At 70.8% G+C, this 19,467-nt stretch carries 18 protein-coding genes; 7 read left to right on the plus strand and 11 right to left on the minus strand.

Going from position 1 to position 19,467, the window contains the following annotated elements:
• Positions 1 to 2: 2 nt before the first annotated feature.
• Positions 3 to 425, minus strand: a complete 423-nt coding sequence (locus tag ACQEU8_RS35805) for a hypothetical protein (RefSeq protein ID WP_433109032.1) — start codon at positions 423 to 425, stop codon at positions 3 to 5.
• Positions 426 to 955: 530 nt separating this feature from the next.
• On the opposite strand from ACQEU8_RS35805, the gene ACQEU8_RS35810 reads away from it, so the two are divergent.
• The 3 genes from ACQEU8_RS35810 to ACQEU8_RS35820 all read left to right on the plus strand — a co-directional run bounded on the left by ACQEU8_RS35810 (position 956) and on the right by ACQEU8_RS35820 (position 3,093).
• The gene (locus ACQEU8_RS35810) at positions 956 to 1,411 is read left to right on the plus strand and encodes an NUDIX domain-containing protein (RefSeq protein WP_433109034.1); all 456 of its coding nucleotides are present in this window, start codon (positions 956 to 958) and stop codon (positions 1,409 to 1,411) included.
• 312 nt (positions 1,412 to 1,723) lie between these two features.
• The gene (locus ACQEU8_RS35815; RefSeq protein ID WP_433109036.1) at positions 1,724 to 2,146 is read left to right on the plus strand and encodes a hypothetical protein; all 423 of its coding nucleotides are present in this window, start codon (positions 1,724 to 1,726) and stop codon (positions 2,144 to 2,146) included.
• A 599-nt stretch (positions 2,147 to 2,745) separates the two neighbouring features.
• Positions 2,746 to 3,093: a DUF1330 domain-containing protein gene (locus ACQEU8_RS35820; protein ID WP_433109038.1), complete on the plus strand. Its 348-nt coding sequence runs from the start codon at positions 2,746 to 2,748 to the stop codon at positions 3,091 to 3,093.
• Here the strand turns inward: ACQEU8_RS35820 and ACQEU8_RS35825 are convergent.
• Positions 3,039 to 3,377: a hypothetical protein gene (locus tag ACQEU8_RS35825; RefSeq protein ID WP_433109040.1), complete on the minus strand. Its 339-nt coding sequence runs from the start codon at positions 3,375 to 3,377 to the stop codon at positions 3,039 to 3,041. The two genes, ACQEU8_RS35820 and ACQEU8_RS35825, sit on opposite strands and share 55 nt — an antisense overlap.
• Positions 3,378 to 3,543: 166 nt before the next feature.
• Here ACQEU8_RS35825 and ACQEU8_RS35830 point away from each other — a divergent pair, with 166 nt between their 5' ends.
• Genes ACQEU8_RS35830 through ACQEU8_RS35840 form a run of 3 tightly spaced genes read left to right on the plus strand, consistent with a single transcriptional unit; the run spans position 3,544 to position 5,278 of the window.
• Positions 3,544 to 3,756: a type II toxin-antitoxin system CcdA family antitoxin gene (locus ACQEU8_RS35830; RefSeq protein WP_433109042.1), complete on the plus strand. Its 213-nt coding sequence runs from the start codon at positions 3,544 to 3,546 to the stop codon at positions 3,754 to 3,756.
• Positions 3,753 to 4,073 (plus strand): type II toxin-antitoxin system PemK/MazF family toxin, encoded by a 321-nt coding sequence (locus ACQEU8_RS35835; RefSeq protein WP_433109044.1) that lies wholly within the window; start codon positions 3,753 to 3,755, stop codon positions 4,071 to 4,073. Before ACQEU8_RS35830 ends, ACQEU8_RS35835 begins: the two co-directional genes overlap by 4 nt.
• Positions 4,074 to 4,099: 26 nt before the next feature.
• Positions 4,100 to 5,278: a DUF5710 domain-containing protein gene (locus ACQEU8_RS35840; RefSeq protein ID WP_433109046.1), complete on the plus strand. Its 1,179-nt coding sequence runs from the start codon at positions 4,100 to 4,102 to the stop codon at positions 5,276 to 5,278.
• 39 nt (positions 5,279 to 5,317) lie between these two features.
• On the opposite strand, the gene mobF is transcribed toward ACQEU8_RS35840, so the two are convergent.
• From mobF to ACQEU8_RS35855, 3 genes are all read right to left on the minus strand, one after another.
• The gene (gene mobF, locus ACQEU8_RS35845; protein ID WP_433109048.1) at positions 5,318 to 10,381 is read right to left on the minus strand and encodes a MobF family relaxase; all 5,064 of its coding nucleotides are present in this window, start codon (positions 10,379 to 10,381) and stop codon (positions 5,318 to 5,320) included.
• A gap of 538 nt (positions 10,382 to 10,919) precedes the next feature.
• The gene (locus ACQEU8_RS35850) at positions 10,920 to 12,155 is read right to left on the minus strand and encodes a hypothetical protein (RefSeq protein ID WP_433109050.1); all 1,236 of its coding nucleotides are present in this window, start codon (positions 12,153 to 12,155) and stop codon (positions 10,920 to 10,922) included.
• A 524-nt stretch (positions 12,156 to 12,679) separates the two neighbouring features.
• Positions 12,680 to 13,906 carry an MFS transporter gene (locus tag ACQEU8_RS35855; RefSeq protein WP_433109052.1) on the minus strand — a complete coding sequence of 409 codons (1,227 nt, stop codon included), beginning with the start codon at positions 13,904 to 13,906 and terminating at the stop codon, positions 12,680 to 12,682.
• 601 nt (positions 13,907 to 14,507) lie between these two features.
• Here ACQEU8_RS35855 and ACQEU8_RS35860 point away from each other — a divergent pair.
• Entirely contained in the window at positions 14,508 to 14,966 is a 459-nt protein-coding gene (locus ACQEU8_RS35860; protein WP_433109054.1) for a hypothetical protein, read from the plus strand.
• Positions 14,967 to 15,055: 89 nt separating this feature from the next.
• On the opposite strand, the gene ACQEU8_RS35865 is transcribed toward ACQEU8_RS35860, so the two are convergent.
• The 6 genes from ACQEU8_RS35865 to ACQEU8_RS35890 form a co-directional block, all read right to left on the minus strand.
• Positions 15,056 to 15,226, minus strand: coding sequence for a hypothetical protein (locus ACQEU8_RS35865; RefSeq protein WP_433109055.1), 171 nt, complete (start codon positions 15,224 to 15,226; stop codon positions 15,056 to 15,058).
• A 527-nt stretch (positions 15,227 to 15,753) separates the two neighbouring features.
• Positions 15,754 to 15,879: a hypothetical protein gene (locus tag ACQEU8_RS35870; RefSeq protein WP_433109057.1), complete on the minus strand. Its 126-nt coding sequence runs from the start codon at positions 15,877 to 15,879 to the stop codon at positions 15,754 to 15,756.
• 566 nt (positions 15,880 to 16,445) lie between these two features.
• On the minus strand, positions 16,446 to 16,568 hold the full coding sequence (locus ACQEU8_RS35875; RefSeq protein WP_433109059.1) for a hypothetical protein: 123 nt from the start codon (positions 16,566 to 16,568) through the stop codon (positions 16,446 to 16,448).
• A gap of 203 nt (positions 16,569 to 16,771) precedes the next feature.
• The gene (locus ACQEU8_RS35880; RefSeq protein ID WP_433109061.1) at positions 16,772 to 16,921 is read right to left on the minus strand and encodes a hypothetical protein; all 150 of its coding nucleotides are present in this window, start codon (positions 16,919 to 16,921) and stop codon (positions 16,772 to 16,774) included.
• A 399-nt stretch (positions 16,922 to 17,320) separates the two neighbouring features.
• Positions 17,321 to 17,617, minus strand: a complete 297-nt coding sequence (locus tag ACQEU8_RS35885) for a hypothetical protein (RefSeq protein WP_433109063.1) — start codon at positions 17,615 to 17,617, stop codon at positions 17,321 to 17,323.
• 666 nt (positions 17,618 to 18,283) lie between these two features.
• Positions 18,284 to 18,442: a hypothetical protein gene (locus tag ACQEU8_RS35890; protein WP_433109064.1), complete on the minus strand. Its 159-nt coding sequence runs from the start codon at positions 18,440 to 18,442 to the stop codon at positions 18,284 to 18,286.
• Positions 18,443 to 19,467: the final 1,025 nt, after the last annotated feature.

A 19,467-nucleotide genomic window follows, 5' to 3' on the forward strand; every position in this document is an offset into this window, starting at 1 on the left:
GTTTATCGCTCCCCGTCTTCCCGCTGCTGCTCGCTGTCGCCAACCGGTTCCGCCTCTTCCCGGGCCAACTCGTCCAGCCGGGCCGCATACCCCTCGAAGGTGGCGATCAACTTGGCCAGTTCGGGGTCGGCCGGGTCTAGGGGGAGGTAGCGGTCCTGGCGGGCGATCCACCAGCGGCCCCCCGAGGTGATCGCCGCGCCGTCCGGCGTGAGGGAACGGGCCCTCCCGGCGGCCAGAGCCTCGTGCAGCGGGCGCACGGTCGCATAGTCGTCGATGACCTGCGAGCAGTAGGCACGCGCCGCCTCGACGGCGTCGTGGTTGTCCGGGTGGATCGCCGTACGCCACTCGCTCATTCGGCGGCTGACCGCCAACCATCGCTCCCGTTCCGCTTCGCCCGCACCGAGAGGGGAATCCGCGAACTCCATACGGTCGGCACAAACCTTCTGCGCACGGTCCATCAACGCCCAAAGGGCATCGAATGCACCAATGGACAGGACATCCCAGCCGCCCGGCCGGGACCCCTCACTTCTCACATCTCGTACGGCGGCCACGCCAACTCCTCGCACACAAAGCCGAAATTCCCAGCCAGAGCCACAGTAGCGACCCCGGGAGTTACTGGCGCCTCGAAAACAGCGCTCAGCAGCCGGAATTGGTATCAGCTCTGTCACAACGCTCCGGTAAGGGAGTTGTCCTTCCGTGATCGGCCACATTGAGGTATCCGGCGAGCACTTGGAGTGCATGGCCCAGCCCCATGCAGGGCGATGACGATCTGATTGTGGGCCGCCGAGCCGGGAGGAGGCGTCCGGCCACCGACCGGGGCTGTGCCCGGTGAAAAGAGCCCCGATTCCGACGCACGCGCCCCCACCCGCGGCCCCGGGGGCAAAGGCAGGAACGACCGGACCCGGAATCCACCTCGCCGCATGCGTGTTCCGGCCGCGCCTTTCCCGAACTCCTGGTGTTCGACCACATCGCCCTGCGCAGGCCGGCACCCGGATCCCCGCGGGACACCCGGATCCTCGCGGGAGGAGCCGCACCAGGCGAAGAACTCCAAGAAGCCGTCCTCCGCGAAGGCGCCGAGGAGACCGGGCTGTTGACAGCCGCCGTGGTCTATCAGAACGCCGTCGAGGACAAGCCCCACCCTCGAGACGGGACACCCCCACCGCACAGCTTCTTTCACCCCCGGGCCCCTGCGGACACCCTCAATACGTGGCAGCACCAGATCCACCGCGACGGAGACGACACCGACCTCACCTTCACCGCCGCTTCCTGCTCCTCCCCTGCAACATTCCTGTCCGATACTCAGGACACCTGGCCCGACCGCACCGTCGTACGCGACCCCAAGAACCCTGAGCACAGGAGCCTCCGCGGTACACCGCCGCCGAGCGGGACCCCTTCCGGACCGCCGTCATAGACGGCGCACTGTGCCTCGAAGGCGGCAACGCTGACGACGGCCCCTCTCCCCGACCTGGCGAATTCCGGGAGCGTTCCAACGCCACTGGTCGGAGCCAGGTCCAGTAGCGCCCAACTCCACGCAAGCCACCGGCCCCGACACCAACGACCGACCCGACCCCCCGCAGACCGCCGCCGCCTTTCGACGTACGCACGCCGCCGCCTCCGGGGTCACATCCCCGCCGCGGCCCCCGCGAGGAACCATCACGCTGCGGCGGCACCACCGGCGGAACCGAGGGCGGCTGGGGCCGCTCGGACTGGGGGCCCGGGCCGCATGTTCGGCGGCCCGGCGGGCGTCCGGGAGGGTGGCGCGGATACCCGCTTCGCGGCGCAGTTCGATGGCCGTGTCGCGCAGTTGCTCGGCGCGTTCGCGCATCTGCCGGGCCTCGGCGGTGGCGGCCTGGGCGTCCTCCTCGGCGGACGTACGCGCGCGGGCCAGGACCGTCTCCGTATCGCCGCCGGACTCCTGCCGGCGGGCCAGCACCTCATCGTGGCGAGCCGGATCCCCGGCGGTGACCGCGGCCTGGTCCCGAGCCGTTCGGCTGCCGTCAGCTCCTCGGCGAGATGGGCGGCCTGCTCCTCAAGGTGGTGCAACTGTTCCTGCACAGCCCGCTGCTGGGCACTCCGCGCCCAGCGTCCGCCAGCCCCCAACTGCGCGGCCGAATCACGCTGCTCGACGGCATTCTGCTCGACCTGACGACGCACGGCCTCGGCCTGCTGCCGGGCGGAGCGCCACTGGCGGATGGCCTCGACCCGCGCCGCCTGGGCACCGACCCGCTGCTCGATCCAGCCCGCCGGGAACCGCTTCCGCCCGCAACTTCTGGGCGCGCGCATGCTGCTCCTCGGCGGCGCTGTCGGCAGCCTTCGCCCCCTCCAGCGCACGCCGGTTCGCCTCCCGCAACTGGGCGTCGGACAGCCGCCCATGGAGCCGCTCCTGCCACGGCGGGGCCTGCGCAGGCGGGGCGGCAGCCGACTCCTCATCCCCGGCACCCCGCAGCATGCGGCATGCCTTGGCCAGCAGCGAGCGCCCGGCGAGCGCAAACCAGATTTGTCGGGCCCTGGTCGCCTTGGGGCCGAGCCGCTCTTCGATCCGGAACTGCGGTCCGAGGGTCCGGAGGAGGACCGTCTGCGGTTGAAAACGGCCACGCCTGCTCGCCATCCCCACTTGGTTGCTGGCTCAACCAGGGGCAGGTCCGTGCTGCGGACCGGGGCCACTTACCTGCCAGCTCATCGCCCCCGGCGCGTCCGCATGCCATGATCGGCGGCGTACGGAGCCCGACCGGCCGGAAGGACGCCATGCCCGCCTACGCCATAGCTCACCTGCGGGAAGCCACCCCGCACCCGGAGATCGCTGAGTACATCGAGCGCATCACCGCCACCTTCGAGCCGTACGGCGGTCGCTTCCTCGTGCACGGGGCCCAGCACGAGGTGACGGAGGGGACCTGGCCCGGGCACGTCGTGGTGATCGGCTTCCCCGGGATCGCCGAGGCACGGGCCTGGTGGGACTCCCCCGCATACCAGGAGATCGCACCGCTGCGCTCACGGCACATTGAGGGCGACATCATCCTGGTTGAAGGCGTCCCTGAGGACTACGACCCGACTGCCACGGCGAAGGCGATGCGGGAGGCCCTGCCTGCCGAGTAGCCCCTCGGAAGGGGGAGGGCTGGTCGAGGGAGCTGTGCGGTGCCCGCTTGCCCCGGCTGCTCCCACAGCCACTCCACGAACATCACCAGGGTTCCGGAGGTGACGGCGAGCAGGGGGACACCACTGGCCGCGCAGAACCTGCTCCAGCTCGTCCAGTCCTGCGCGTAGCCCCGGCGGGTGCGCTCGGGGCGGCCGTCGGCGACGGCACGCACCGCCTGCCCGTCGATGTGCTCGAGGGCGGCGCGGGTGGCGGCGTCGTAGGTCTCGGGCCGTGCGGCCAGCACCGGGGTGACAGCCGTAGCGTCCGGAATCTTCGGTTTCGTAATAGATCTTTCGGTACTGGTTTCGGACCCTTCTGGACGACGGACACGGAAAGCTTTATCCGGAGTCCACAGAGCCTTCGGCGGACTGCTCGCGCTAACGGTGTCACACATGAGTATGCTCGACCGTATGACCACACGTACGCGCACCACGGTCAGCCTGCCGGCCGATCTCGTCGCCCACGCCCGCGCCGCCTCCGGCGGCAATCTGTCGGCCTACATCGAGCATGCGCTCCGGGCCCAGCAACTGCGCGACGCGGCCCCCGCCGTACGGGCCTGGCGCGAGCGGGCCGCGCTCGACACCGAGGAACTCGCCGACATCTTCGGCGAAGACGTCGCGTGACGCCCCTCGCCCGCGGACAGGTCTGGCGCGTCCAGCTGGCCGCCAAGAGCCGGGCCGTGGTCATCGTCGAATCGGACGCCGCCCTCGAAGCGCTGCCCGGCACCGCCGTGTGCATGATGATCGACGAGACCGAGGGCGCCCCGGACACCGTCGTCACCATCCCGCTGGCCCGCCCGGTGCGCGGCGCCGCCGTCGCCGTCGACCTCACCGCGCTGACCGACAAGCGGCTGCGGGCCGGCGAGTTCCTCGGCACCGTCGAAACCGAGGCCATGGACCGGATCTCCGCCGCCCTGCGCGTCACCCTGGACCTCACCTGACGGACCGGCGCCGAGGAGTGGTGCAGATGGCCCGCGTCTGGCTGGACGTGCCCTTCGCGGAGAAGGACGAGGCCAAGGCTCAGGGAGCCCGCTGGGACCCGGCCGCCAGACGCTGGTTCGCCCCCCGGCAGGGGATGCCGGGCCTGGAACGGTGGGCGGCGCTGCCGGACATACCCGCCCTCCTCCCGGGCGAGGACCGGGCGTTCGGGTCCGGATTGTTCGTGGACCTCGTACCGTCCTCGTGCTGGTTCACCAACGTCCGCTCGTGCGTGGCCCCCCGCGACTGGGAACGGCTGCGGCGCATGATCAACGGGCGGGCGGGCCGGCGGTGCGAGGCGTGCGGGCGGGGCGAGGACCGTACGGCACGGCGGTGGCTGGAGGCGCACGAGCGCTGGGAGTACGACGAGGAGAGCGGGGTGCAGCGGCTGCGGCGGCTGGTGTGCCTGTGCACCGACTGCCACACCGTCACCCACTTCGGGCTGGCCGAGGTCAACGGCAGGCGGAGCGCGGCCCTGGCCCATCTGCGGTCCGTCACCGGGCTTTCGGCAGCCGCGGCGGAAAGCCATGTGCGGGCCGCGTTCGCGCTCTGGCGCGAGCGCTCGGCCCGCGAATGGGCCCTGGATCTGGGCATGCTCACCGGCGCCGGCATCACGGTGACACCCCCGCCCGCGGCCCCCGAACGGGAGCGGACCGCGCGGCGGACCGTACGGCAGGAGCGGGCCGCCGGGGAACCTGCTCCCGCTGTCACCGCCCGGCCCGCCGCCCCCTCACCGGCAGTTCCGGACGCGCCCTCACCAGCGGTTCCGGACGTGCCTTCGGAGCGGGCGGTGAGCGAGGAGGAGCTCGCCGGGGCGCTGGACACCGTCTTCGGCCGTCCGGCACCCGGAGGCGGCCGGCAGTGGATCACCGTGCCCCGGTGGCCGTGGTTCTGCCACATGTGTGACACCCACATGAGGCCGCCGGACATCGCCGTGGCGTCGGTGACCCGGACCTCCCCGGACCACTGGCGGATCGTGTGCCGGCCCTGCGAATGGGCCCACCTGGTGGACGACTTCGCCCTCCCCGCTCCGCTGCACCGGGCGGTGCTGGCAGCGGCGGCCCGGACACTGGAAGCGCCGGGCAGCGCGGCCACCTGGGAGCCGGGCGAACGGCGCTTCCGCACCGTGACCGGTCAGCTCACCGACGGCCGCCGGCAGCGCGGATAACTCCCCTGCGCCTTCCGCCGGGGCCGCCGGGGACAGCGGTCACGTCGCACGGCGCGGCCCGTCCCGGCGAGAGGGATCCGGGCGCTGCTGAGGTACGGCGGGCGGAGCGGGACGCTGCTGCGGCGGCCGGGACTGCTGCGCACGGGCGGCCTGTTCGGCAGCGCGCCGGTCGTCCGGCAGGGTGGCGCGCACGCTCCCTTCACGGCGGAGCGCGGCAGCCGTCTCGCGGAGCTGACGGGAGCGCTCGCGCATGCGCCGGGCCTCGGCGGCGGCGGCCTCCGCGTCCTCCCCCGCAGTGGTACGTGCACGGGCGAGGACCGCGTCGAAATCGCCCCCGGCCTCCTGCCAGTCGGCCAGGACCTGCTCCTGCCGGGCGGGATCCCCGGCGGTGACAGCGGCCTGATCGCGGTGCTGTTCGGCCTGCGCGAGCTCCTCGGCGAGCCGCGCTGCCTGCTCCTCCAGACGGCGCAGATGCTCCTCCAATGCACGCCGCTCCGCACCGCGCACGGCGGGCATGCCCATCCGGTGGGTGGCCGCCAGCCGCGCGGCCGACTCCCGGCGTTGAGCGGAGTTCTCCCCGGCCTGCCGGCGCACGGTCTCGGCCTGTTGCTTGGCGGTGCGCCACTGGTGGATGGCCTCGACCCGCGCCGCCTGGGAGCTGATCCGCTGCTCGATCCGGCCGCCGGGAACCGCTTCAGCGGTCAGCCGCTGAGCACGCCCCTCCTGCTCACCGGCAGTGCTGTCGGCAGCCCTTGCGGCCTCCAGCGCCCGACGGTGCGCCTCCCGCAACTGCGCGTCGGTGAGCCTGCCATGAGGCCTCTCCTGCCAGGCCGGAACCTCCTTGGCTGTGCCGGCGGCCGGCTCCTCGTCCGGGGTGCCCCGCAGGGTGCGGCGGGCCAGTTCCCGCCGGGCATCCGAGCCACGCCGGACCCGCTCACGGTCCTCGAGCACACCGGGAGCGAGCTCGCTGAGGGTCTCGCGGGCCTCGGCGATCAGCCGCTCCTGGGCGGCGGCCGTCTCGTTCGCCTCGGCGGCCTGCTCGGTCAGTTCCCGGGCACGTTCCGCACGTTCAGGCGTGCGGGCGTTGCGCAGAGCATGGGCGCGGTTGGTGGCGTCCTGCGCGGCCTGCCGGGCGGCGTCCCGAGCGGCCTCCGCACGCTGCAGAACGGCCAGCGCCTCCTCCACCCGCTGGACGCGGTCCGCGCTGCTGCGCCCGCGCCAGTCCGTCCGGCGCAGCGCGTCGCCGTCCATCTCGCCCAGCCGCGTGCCCGGCAGTTCGGTGCCCGAGCCGGCCCGCCAGGCGCCGACCGCGGCACTGGCCGCGTCGTAGTCGGCGGCAGCCACCGGATCGGCGGGCCGCTCCCCCAGCGCGACAGTCTCGTGCCCGAACTCCCACAGCCTGCGGTACGTGTACGTCGCCAGCGCGGCCCGGTCCCACAGCTTCCGCGCCGCCTCATCAGCGCCCGGCCGGGGGCCGAGTGCGACGAGCCAGGCAGGCGCCTCGGCAGCCAGTTCGTCCGCCGTCCGGGCGGGGTCACCGAGAGGCTGCGCGGCGCGCCACACGCCGCGCAGAACCGCATCGATGCCCTCGGCGGAGGGGGCCGGCCCGGTGGGGGTGGGCCCGTCGTGGCCGGCCAGATCGCGGTAGACCGCCGCCGCGGTGAGCCGCTCCTGCCAGACCGCCGCGTCCTGCGCATCGGCGGGCCGAGGGCCGTAGACGGCAGCCCATCCCTGGCCCGCCTCGGCGTCGAGCTGGGCGGCTTCACCCAGCTGTGCGGCACGCTCCCGCGCAGCGGCAGCCAGGGCCTCGGCCGCCTGGACGGTGTGCGCATCGTCGCCCGGCTCGGCCTCCGGCAGCAGCAGCCCGAGCGCCGTCAGCGGGTCGGCGCTCGGTGCCGGAACAGCAGTCAGCAGCTGGGGCGCCGTGGCCGGACGAGGCGCGTCCTGCGCACGCCGGAAGTCCTCGGGGGACCCCTCGTCGATGTCGACGGCACGGGCGTTGCGCGCGTGTACGACGGCGGCGATGTCCCGCACCGGGTTGCCGTCGCCGTCGAGGAAGTCCCGCTGGTTCCAGGTCGTCTCGAGCAGCCGGTCGGTGTCGATTCCGTCATCGGCCAGCCGCCCCAGCTGCGCACGCAGCGCGGGCCATGCGGGTGCCGAGACCAACTGCTCAGCTGCGTCCTGACCGAGAAGAGCGACCACTGCGCGGCGGGCCCGGTCGTCGGCGATCTGGTCGAGGACAAACGCCAGCCGGGCCGTGTGAGTGCGTACCGAGCGGGCCGCTTCCTCGCTGCGGCGCGCAGTCATGGTGGCCGACTGCTGGGTGCCGTCACGGCGCAGCACAGCCTGCCAGACCTGGCGGTCGGTCAGCCGCTCACCGGGCTCGCCGGTCTCCGGGTCACTCGGCTTGACGGTGACCAGGTAGGCGTAGTTGGCCAGGCGGCCCCGGGTCAGTGCCGGGTAGGCACCGTTGCGGTCCATGGAGCTGTCGAACAGGGCATGACCGGTGTCGACAGTCAGGCCCTGGGCGCGGTCCTTGGTGACTGCGTAACCGAGCTCCACCGCCTCACCGACATACGTGGCGGGCAGCGTGACACGGCGGCCGGTGCGATCGTGTACGGCAGTGATACCGCCGTCGTCCTCGACGGCTTCCACCGTCCAGGTGTCACCGTTGCGCACCCACTGCCGGCCGTCATGAGTGCGCAGTCGGCGGTCGTTGGCGCGCGTGACGACCCGGTCTCCGGCCCCCGCCCGGTTGCCGTCTCCCAGCTCGGCCTCGACGCCGGTGTCGACCTCACCACGGGCCGCCAGGTCGCTGCGTGCACGCTCGTTCAACTGCGCAACAAGCGCGTTGCTGGAGGCGATCATCACCGAGTTCATGCCGTCTGCGGTGTCCCGCTGCCAGGCGGTGTAGACGGCATCCAGCATGGCGTCGGCACTGCCGTGCGCAATCCGGCCGCGCTGCGCATAGGCGTCGAACGAAGCATCCGCATCGCCGCGTGAGACCGCCGCCGCAGCCTCGACCTCCCAGCGGCGGATCGTCTTGTCGGCGTCCCGGAACCGGCGCACCTCGGACAGATACTGCGCACCCGCGTCGGCCTCGATCAGAGCCAGCGCGCCCCCCACTCCCGGGGAGCCCAGCTGGCGCGGATCGCCCACCAACAGCAGCCGTCCACCGACCGCCTCGACCTGCTCCGCCAGCGCGCGCAGGTCAGGTGTGGATGCCTGGCCCGCCTCGTCGACGATGACGATCTGGCCGGGGCGCAGAGACCATTGAGAACCGCCGTTCCGCTCGCTCATGTAGCGCCAGCGGGCAATGTTCTCCGCGCGGATTCCGGCTTCCTCCGCGAGGTTGTCGGCCTGCACCTGACCGCCCGCCAGGCCCAGTACGGGGAGCCCGTGTGCGTCCGCGGCCTCCCGCACCAGCCGCATGATGGTGGTCTTCCCAGTGCCCGCAGGACCGATGACAGCGCCCACCCGTACGTCCGAACCCAGCAGGTTCCGCACGACCTGACGCTGCTCCGTGCTGGGAGTGAACCCGCGCTCCTCGTCCCCCGCGGCGATGGCCGCGTCGACCTGCTCAGTACTCAGAACCCGCACCGGAGCCGGCCGGGTCGCGGCCTCCACCAGCTCCCGTTCGGCGGCCAGGATTCCGTGCGAGGTGAACAGCTGCCCGGTGGCGACCGACTCGAAGAGGGAGGCTCCGTCGGCCCGGCGGAAGCGCTCCGGAAGCGCCACTGCGTCCGGCGCGTCCAGCCGCTCACACAGGTCCGGATCGAGCAGTGCGTCCGTGGCCCGCTCCACCGTTTCGGCAAACGCGGCGTCGTCCAGCCGCACATGCCATCCCGACTCCACGAGCTGCCGGTAGACCTCGGCAGCCGCGTTGGAACGGGTCCACTGCGCGCGCTGTCCCTCCAGAATGCGCAGCGCCCGCACGGGTATCTCGGTCAGCGGAACATCCGCCTCCGCGGTGGTGTCCGCATGCTTCCGGGATACCTCAATCGCGTGCTGCAGCAGTGCTTCAGGGTGCGCAATCCCCATCTTCCGGGCCTGCTCGATCCACCTGCTGCGCTCCTCCTCGACGGTGGTCGGCTGCTTGTCCGGACGGGCTGTCAACGTGGCGGCCTGAGCCAGCTTGTACTCCTCCGCACGGGACGGCTCACGCCCCTCCCGAACCCTGAAGTCACGCGTCATGGAGGCCAGTGCGGCCTCGGTGGTACGACGGCGTTGCGAGAAGCCCCGGACCACCTCGTCATCCACCCCGAGGAACTCCCGAACCGGCCGGCGGGCGGGACGCACCGAGTTCTGCCGGGTCCTCGCCAGGACACCGAACTCGGCCACCATCTCCCGCTCCAGCTCGGCGGTGTACTGCTCGGAGAACTCCACCAGACGGGCATGCAACGGCCGTGCGTCCAGCGCCAGCCAGCGCCCGTCCTCGGTGCGAACCTTCGAGCTGATCTCCAGATGCCGATGGAAATCCGGATCGCCGGCGCGGGAGCTGCGATGGGTGAAGACAGCCCCGATGAACCCCCGTCCGGGCACCTGAACCTGCGCTGCCGCGGTCGGTCCCACCCGCGTCCAGCACGCCTCCTTCTCGATGCGCGCGAAGACCTTCTCGAACGCCGCGCGCTCGACTGCTTCCAGCCGTGCGCGCTGCTCGTCGTCGGCCGTGGCCCACAGCACGGAGAAGCTTTTGACGGGCGAGAACACCATCTCCCAGCCCGCCCGGGCCGTGCGGTTCCCCTCCTTGTCGGCCTTGGCCTGCAGCTGCTTACGGCGGGCTTCGGACGCCTCTGGCTCCGCCGCCAGGTACTTCGCGTACAGCTCGTCGGCGGGCGTATAGCGAGGCCACGCGCGGCCCATCCGCTGACCACTGACAGGGTCCACGGCGTCCTTGAACACCGCGTCGGCGGCCTCCTGAGTGACCGTCCCCGACAGTCCGAGCGCCGCCGCCTCAGCTCCCATCCACTCGCCCGGGGTGTCTCCGCCCTCGGCCCAGTGCGCGGTCACTCCCTGCTGGCCGACCTCAACGTCATCACCGCAGACGGTACGCGTGAGGTAGTCGATGCCGGAGCCTGCTGAGAGCGGGTGCAGCGTGATCATCGGCAACCCCCACGGGACCGGAATGCGGAGCGCCCATCGACCCGCGGTACCTGTGGTAGCCGCGGCATCGAGGGGTCACCTGGGAGCTGCATGGGATCAGTTCACCCGATCTAGGGAGCTTGGCGCAAGGGAATAGCAAGAGGTGTGACTGGATTGCATTTAACCGGCCCTTGGCCGGACGGCTCAACTCGTTGAGCCGTCCGGCCAAGGGCCGGTTTCCTTTGTCCTTTGGGCGTTGGCGTTACCGGTCACGCATGTGATCCGGCAATGCCAACGCCCAACAACGGTGGGCAAGATGACTACGGTAAGGAGGTCAGGGCGGGTGGGTGAGTGGGTGGGGCAGCCCGCGGCCCTGCGCGGCGGGACGGGAGCAGGCCGCCGGTTACCCCGGCGGCGGGCGGCGGCAGCGGTGTTCGGTGGCGCCTTCGAACCCGCTGCACACGCCGCACAACCACAACAGGCCCCGGCTGCCGCCCTGGAGCGCCGAGGCCACCAACCAGTCCGCCACTGCTCACCGAAGCGGGCAGCGGACGAAACATCACGCCGTGGCCACCGCCGGGGTGCCCTTCTCCTGATGCCGGACCCCCACGGGAAGCGCCCGGACCCGCTGGCACCACGCGGTGCTCTGAGTCACCACGAACAACAGAACCGCGCCTGCAAGCATCGCCCACAGCCCGAACTGGGCCAGGCTCGCTCCAACAACGAAGTTGCCCACCGAACTCCCCGACCTGCCAATGGAACCGCTGACGGCCATCGTTCGGGCCTGGAGCTCCTTCGGAGGCAACAGGCCGTTGATCGCCTGGAGCTGCGCGTACGGGGCCGACCCAGAGATACCGGCAAGGATCCAAACCACGGCGACCTGCCAGACCGGCACGACGACGCCCAGCGCACCCAAGCCCAGCACGGCCAGCTGAGCCACGATGGCGACGTACGCCACCGTCAGAATCTTCCAGGGCTGCACCCGCTCGCCCAAACGCATCGCCAGCAGGGCTCCCGCGATGCCCGCGAACGCGGACGCGCTGACGATCGTCGCGACCGCCCCCATGCTGGCACCGGTCTCCTTGGCCCACATGGGCAAGGCCACTCCGTTCAACGGAGCAATCAGCCCCTCGACGACGAACAGCATTCCGTTCACCCTGCGGAGCGTGCGGTTCTTCCAGACGTAGGCGACGCCGCTGCCGAGGCTCTTCCAGTACCCGCCCGGCTCTGCCGGAACAGGAGTCTCCATGTCGCGCGGCAGGGCGAAACCGGCGATGAGAGCGTTCACCTTGAGCAGGGCCGCAGCCCCGATCACGCCCACCAGGACGTACGACGACGCAAACGCACCGAGCGTAGGTCCGAAAGCCTGACTCGTGATGATCGCCGCGGAATTGAAAGCGAACCCTCGCTGAGGCGTGAGCCCGACGTACATCGCCGCCTTCGGCGAGATGGTGTCCTTGGCGAGGGTGTTCGCGCCGCCCGCACCTCCCAGCACAGCCATGGCTCCGATCAGCACCAGGATGGGGGGCTCGTCCATACCGACGAGCACGGCGATCCCCACCGCGCAGACCGTTTGGACCGCCGCGGCAACCCACTCGGTCCGTCGCGCCCCGATCTGGTTGATCACCGGGCCGAGAAGAAAGCGGACAACAAATGCGGCGCCCAGCAACGCACCGCCTGTCGCGCCGCTCATGAACGGGTCGTCAGTCACTGAGAAGACGAACATCGGCACGATGAGCATGATCGACCACTCGGCCAAACCTCCTGCGAAGGTTGCGCCTTGCGCCCATGCCACGGGACTAAAGTGCCTTGCGTACGACATACGCAGGGCCAAGCCGTTCCAAGCCACGGCTGAACCTCCCAAGCTCCATAAGGAGCCCGGGAACCCATGACGAATTGACCCGTCACTGGTTCCACGGTGCCCCACCGGGGGTGTCCCGGCAGGGGGGCTCGGACAGATGCCGGAGGTACCGGGGTGCGGCGAAGCAAGCCCCGGTGCCTCCGGCATCTGTCAAGCTCCTGTGCCGGGACACCCCCGGTGGGACGTCGGGACCCGTCGCACCCACGGGATTTCACGTGGATTTGGGATCTGCGGCACCGGCACGAAGCGCCGGGAACACCGCAGCCGCAGAGCGGCTCGGATTCAGCCCGAACGCCGCCCTCTGCCTGCCCCGGCCTCGGAAGACCGTCAACGGAATCACCGCACGCGCCCGCACACAAAAAAACAGGCCCCGGACGCCCTGTGGCGCCGAGGCCGAACACCAGCCAGTCAGCCGTTGCCCACCGAAGGAGGCAACAGCGTGACACTCAACGTATGGACTACTTCACCAGAGCGACCTGCTTCGGACGGTCCTCCCGGATCTCCGGGGTGAGCCCCCTCATGTCCTTCCGGAACACCGTGCTCTGGGTTACCAGGAAGTACAGCACCGCAGCCGCAATCAGCGGCACCGTCAGCCCGAAGTGGTCCACGACGAACCCGGCGGCGAGGCCGCCGAGGGACGCCCCCAGCTTCGAAACCGAACCACCGAGGGCCCTCGTCCGGCTCCGGAACTCCTCCGGAGGCCACAAGTACATGATCTTCCCTACCACCGAATAGGGGAACGCCCCCGCGAACCCGGCCACGACCCAGGACACCATGACGAGCCACACCGGCGCACCCAGAGCCAGCACGAGCAGCTGCGGAATGATCAGCAGATACCCCGCCGCCAGGAGCACCGTGGGCCGCACACGCTCGATCACCGGTACGGCAACGAGGCTCCCCACGAAACCCGCGAACGCCGCCATGCTGACGAGCGCTCCGATCACCCCCGGACCCGCGTCGGTCTCCTTGGCCCACAGGGGCAGGAACACACCGTTCATCGGCGCGACGAGAAAGCCCATGAAGGCCAGCATCACGTGCAGCCTGACGAGCAAGCCGTCCTTGCGGAAGTAGTTGATCCCCTCACCGAGACTCCGCCAGTACCCGAGTTTCTCCTCGCTCGGGTCCGTCTGCACATGGCCCGGCTCCATACCGTGCGGCAGCGCCAGACCGATGATCAACGCGCTCGCGGTGAACAACGCGGCCACCACAACCAGGCCAACCACGGGCACCGGCGCCAGAAGCGCACCGAGCGAAGGACCGAACACCTGACCCGCGGTCATCATCGACGAACTCAGGCTGATACCGCGGCCCTCGGCGACACCGACGTAGCGCGCCGCCGACGGAGCCAGAAAGCCCTTCGCCAGAGTGCCCGCACCGCCCGCAGCACCCATCAGCGCCAGCAGCGCCAGCAGCAGCGGAAAGGGCAGCCTGTCCATGCAGATAAGCACAGCGATCACCACGACGCAGACCGTCTCGACCACGGAAGTGATCACCGACGTCCGCCGCAACCCCACACGGTCCACCACCGGACCGGCCAGGAACCGCGCCGCAACAGCCGGCGCCAGCTCCGCGAAGACAACCATCCCCGCGTGACTCGTACTACCGGTCGTGGCGAAGACGAACCAGGGCATGGTCAAGGTCAGCACCCATGTGCCCATGACCCCCGTGAACGTCGAGGCGAGCACCCACGACAGGGTGCTGAAATGCCTTGTCATTGACCACCGCAGGGCCAAGCCGTTCCAAGTAGACACGGCCATGACACCTCCCGAACTTCATAGGAGGCTCGGAGCCACAGACACGGGCTCCGATGCCCCGCCGGGAACGTCCCGGCAGGGGGGCCCGGACGGGTGCCGGAGGTACCGGGGCGCCGCGGAGCAAGTCCCGGTACCTCCGGTATCCGTCAAGCTCCTATGTCGGGGCGTTTCCGGCGGGGCATCGGAGCCCCACTCCCGGGCCGTCACCGGGCGATGTGCGGCACCGGACCTTGAGGGACGCCATCGGCCCGGGCACACCGAAAGACCCTCGGCCCCCGCCGTGCGACACGCCTCCGGAAGAGCACCACCCACCACGAGGCGAACCAGCCCGCGCAATGCGGCAGCCCGCACGCTGGAAAGACCCCCGGAGAAACCACTGGAGAACCCACCGGAGAACCCACCGGCCGTTGGCTCAGCCCTGCTCGGAAGTTGAGCCAGCATCGGCCACGGCCGCTCTCCTTGCCTGTGGCGGTCACACAGGAGATCAGAAGCACCTTGTGGCGGGCGTGGTGAGCGTGAAGCATGTGCAGGCATGACGTCACGACACAACGAACGCCTTCAGGCACGGCGCCAGGCGCTGCGCGAACAGCACAAGCGCGAACTGGAGGAGGCCAAGCGGCGCCAGGCCGCTCAGCTCGCCACGGTCACCACCTTCGACCAGCGCATAGCCAAACTGGAGGACGCCCGGCGCGAGGTGGCCGAGGCAGTCGCCGAGGCCGTCGCCGTGTTCGGCGGCCGACGCGAGGTGGCCGCGGCCCTCGGCCTGACCGCGGCCGAAGTGCGGGACTACCTCAACACACACAACCGCGACGCGGACAGGAACGCGGACGGAGACGGAGACGCCGAGGACAACGCGGCCCCGGACACCAACCCGGGCGCCCCGGCAGCCGAAACCCCCGCACCCCCCGAAACCACTGCGCACCCGGCCCCGGAACCCCCGGCCGCACAACCCCCCGCCACCACACCGGCCCAGGCCCCGCACTCGGTCTGACCCAACCAGCAACCCGCACACAAAAAAGGGTCCCGGCGCCGCCGCGATGGCGGCGCCGGGACCTACTACCCGTCGGTCTCGGCGAGGGTTCAGATCTTGCGGGTGCCCTCGGCCCTCTGCTGCCCGCGCTCGTAGACATCCGCAACGATCTCGTCCACGCGCTCGCTGGCCTCCTCGTACGTCACATCGAGGTTCGGGACCCCCAGATCCGTGCTGTCGCCGCTCTGGGTGGAGGCGCCGCTCTGGCTCGTGTCCGTCATGGCTGACGTCCCTTCTTGGCTGCCAGGCATCGTCTGACTCCGTCTTCGGAGGGGCCCGCCCCTTGGTGGGCCCTGCCCGGCGCCGCCCTTCAGGGCCGGGGGGTGGGGTGGGGGCAAGCCGCGCACTTCGGGCTTGCGGCCACCCCACCTCCCGGCCCAGCTTTTGAGCGCCGGGTAGGGGTCACCAAGGGGCCCCCGCAGACAGAGCCAGACACCCGACACCGCGGAAGAAAGGCATTGCCTTGGCAGAAGCCGCGACGTTCAAGGCGGACCGAACAGAGCGGCGAACTCGCATGTGCACAACAGCCGAACGGCTCGGTGCACAAGCCCGGGAAACCGGCCGAGAGGCCGCTCGGCACGGCGAGTACCGGGGGTACGGCGCCGTGCCGAGCAGCTCCACTCAGCGGACGGAACAAAACCACGGCCCCGTGCTGCACGACGGCGAGGTACTCACGGCCCTCACACACAAAAAAGGGCCCCGGTGCCGCCGATCTCGGCGGCACCGGGGCCCGTATCACTCACTGGAGTCAGGAGTTCTTCTCACTCTGCGACTCCTGGCCCTGCTGCTCTCCGCCGGACTCCGATTCATCCGAGGCCGTCCAGAGCCAGAGCGTGTTGTTGTCGTCGACCTCCATCTTGACTTCCTCGCCCATCTCGGGACTCCTTCCGTGTAGTGCCGGGCCGGTTGACTCCGTCTCGGGCCCGCCCCTTGGTGGGCCCTGCCCGGCGCTGCCCCTTTGGGGTCGGGGGGTGGGGTGGGGGCAAGCCCGCGCACTTCGGGCTTGCCCCCACCCCACCCCCCGACCCAGCTTTTGAACGCCGGGAAGGGACCGCCAAGGGGCCCCATCTCGACGGCTGGTACCGCCGACGCACCGTCGAGAAGGAGCAGGACGGACGAGGAGCCGACTGCGGACACGGCAGGCGAAGTCAGGTGCGGAGCCGAACCCGGGGGAAGAACCGGCGCGTTGCGCAACGGCAGAACGGGAAACGGAAGAGACGGCACCGGCTCCCGGCGAACGGCATAGAGCTCGGACACGTAGCCCAAGGCGACCGGACGGAAATGAACCGACATCACCCGACGCGGACCGGGGCGGCGAACCAGCGCCCGAACAGAAGCAGACGAACGGAGACCCGGGCGGCAAATCCCTCGGCGGCGCACGCACAGCAGACGGACGGAACAGCACGGTTGCGGCGCGGGCCGAGCCCGCGCCGCAACCGTTCAGTCGAAGTCGCCGAAGATGCCCAGGAACCAGCGGAAGAACCCGGCGACACCGGAACGGTCGCGGTAGTAGCGCTGCCGCCGGACCGCGCGACTTGGACGGCGTTGTGGGTAGCGACTCATAGCCTTGAAACCTCCATGCAGGTCGAACAGATAAGACGTACGGATACGGGGATGCGGCGCGCCGCTGCCCGCCGGCGCGAGACCGCCATCACGGCACGCACGCCACCGAGCTACCCCCATGCCGCACCACTTGCTTGCGCACTCCACACGAAAAGGCCCTGGCGCCGTCGGGGTCCGACGGCGCCAGGGCCTGTCGCCTTGCCTCAGCCGCCCTTGCAGGGTTCCGACCTGTTCACGACGTTGTTCTTATCGTCGTTGGTGACGACCTGGATCTCCTTGTGCTGACCGTTCTGTCCCCCGCACCCGTTGCAGGTCTGCGGGGCCGGCTGGGGCTGCGGGGACTGGTTCGACATGGTGCTCTCCTTCTCGGATGTGCCGGGCGATGGCCTCCGTCGAGAGGGAGGTGGGCCGTGTTCGGCCCTGCCCGGCGCAGCCGATCAGCGGCGGGAGCGGGGTGGGGGCAAGCCCACGCCCTTCGGGCTTGCGGCCACCCCGGCTCCCGCCGCAGGCTGCAAGCGGCGGGCAGGGCCGAACACGACCCACCAACGACGGAACCACCCCCCGCGCAAGCGAGCAGTCGGCAGCACGGAAGCAAGCCGCACGCCGACGAACGACCCCCGCGCCGGTCCCGTACTGAGACCAGGAGCCAGCACACGAACAAACCCCGGTGCCCGCCGGAAAACCGGCGGGCACCGGGGTCTCGGCCGCTCAGCTGCACGTCGTCGTGCAGCTGAGCGTCGACCGGGACGTACTCAGTCGCAGTCGTTGTCGTGGATGATGAAGATGCTGAAGAAGCCGCCGCCACCGCCGCCGCCTCGGCCGGAGTTCGAGTTCGAGTTCGACTTCGGCTTCGGGACGGGCTTGCTGAGGATCGTTCCTCCGGACTTCGACGCGGAGAACGCCGCCGCCTGCACCCTCGTGGCACCGCGGCTGTCATCGCTGCAACGGCCATCGCTGCTGGCCGCGCACTGCGCGATCAGCAGGACGCCGACGAGCACGCCCACGATGGCCAAGACCACCCTTTTGATCCGCTTGCGGTCCTCGTTCATGGTCCCTCCTCTGGAAGGGGACTCGCCGCTCTCTGCGACGGGTGGTGGTCCCCTGTCCGACGCGTGCCGACCGCGCTGCGCCGGGGCGGGAGGCAACCGGGGGAGGAACGAGCCCGGTTGCCTCCCGCCCCGGCGTGGCGCAGGCTCAAAGCGTCGGACAGGGGACCACCACCCGCACTCAACTCGGTCATGACAAAGGGACAGCTGCAACGTGAAGCCCGTGACGTCTGAGTTGACGCAATTCCTGGCTGCCTACGCGCACCAAGCCCACAAAGCGGCGAGCAAGAATCCCGGCAGAGACCCGGACTCACCGCTGCCGACAGAGGCCGGAGCGGCGGAAGCGCCACGGAGGAAGCGGCCGACCCACCGCTGCATACTCAGCTCCGTCACTCCAGCCCGGCACAGGACCGGACTCGCCGCCCGCCCAGCCCAACGAACAGGACACCCACCCCGTTGACCGTCCAGGGGCGACCACGCACAGAGGGGGGTGGGGGCGGGAGGGGGAAGACTCCGACGCGGCCGGCCCCCCAGTGGAGGGCCGGACATTCGGGCGCGCGAGTCTGAAGCTGACGTGGAAGACCGCGGGTTGCCCGCCCCGAGGGGGCGGGCAACCCTGGCCCGGCGCCCGTCACAGTGCGACGGACGCCGGAGCCGGTGACGACCGGTTCAGCCGGTCTGCTCCGTCGCGTAGCACCTGCCGCACTGCTTGAACCCCTCGAACTGGACCCACACGCAGCTCTCGCCGTTCTCGCCCTGGGGGCACGCGTTGTTCAGGGTCGCCATCGCCTGCAGGGCCTGCAGGAAGTTCTTCCGCGTGGCTTTCATGAGCTCGTTCCTCTCCGCCGGAGAGGGGAGGCCGCTCTCTGCGGTCCGTGAGTGCCCCTGCCCGGCGCAGCCGATCAGCCCGGGGGGTGGGGTGGGGGCAAACGCGCTTTTCGTTTGCGGCCACCCCACCCCCCGGGCAGGCTGCAAGCGCCGGGCAGGGGCACCCACGGACCCGCCCGAGAACGCCCCCCCTCGACGGGAGAGGGGAGAGAGCAACCCCGTCCCGCAGGGAGCGGCAGCCGACGACGCAACAGCCCTACGGGCGTACGGGAACAGAGCGTCGACGCGGAGAAGACGCAGCGCCGGCCACGGCGGGAGACCGGGTCACCGGCGCCAAGCCGCCCAGCTCGCCTCGGTCTTGCCCCCTCACGCCGAAGGCCCTGATGCCGCCGCGATCGGCGGCACCAGGGCCAACTACTCAGCGGGCTGGTGAGGTTCAGCAGCCGCCGCCCCCCGAGCCGGACCCGCCATCGCCAGGCCGAGGCCGAGTCGGGTTCAGGGTGGGGAGGTCGTCGGACCCGCGACCGCCGGTGTCCTTACCGTCCTGCTCCTTACCGTCCTGCTCCTTCATGGGCGTACTCCTTCTTCGGTTGTGCCGGGCGGTGGCCTCCGTCGAGGAGGCGGGCCGTGTCCGGCCCTGCCCGGCGCAGCCGATCAGCGGCAGGGGTGGAGTGGGGGCAAACGCGCTTTTCGTTTGCGGCCACCCCGCCCCTGCCGCATGGCTGCAAGCGGCGGGCAGGGCCGGACACGACCCACCGCCAACGAACCAGCCACCGCACAGCCCACAAGGAACGGAACCGCCACGCGCGGACAGGCAGAACCCGGCCCGCCTGCCCGGGGGATGAGGGCCCCGGCCCGTACGCCGCGTGCTTGCGCACTCCGTACGACAAAGCTCCGGACCAGGCCTCCGTCGAGGAGGTGGGCCGGGACCGGCCCTGCCCAACGCAGACGGCCCCGCCGGCGCGGGGCCACCACACACGGAAAGGCCCCGGCCCCCACCGAAGTGGGGGCCGGGGCCTTCACCG

This window comes from Streptomyces sp. CA-250714 (assembly GCF_050936705.1).
Lineage (GTDB): Bacteria > Actinomycetota > Actinomycetes > Streptomycetales > Streptomycetaceae > Streptomyces.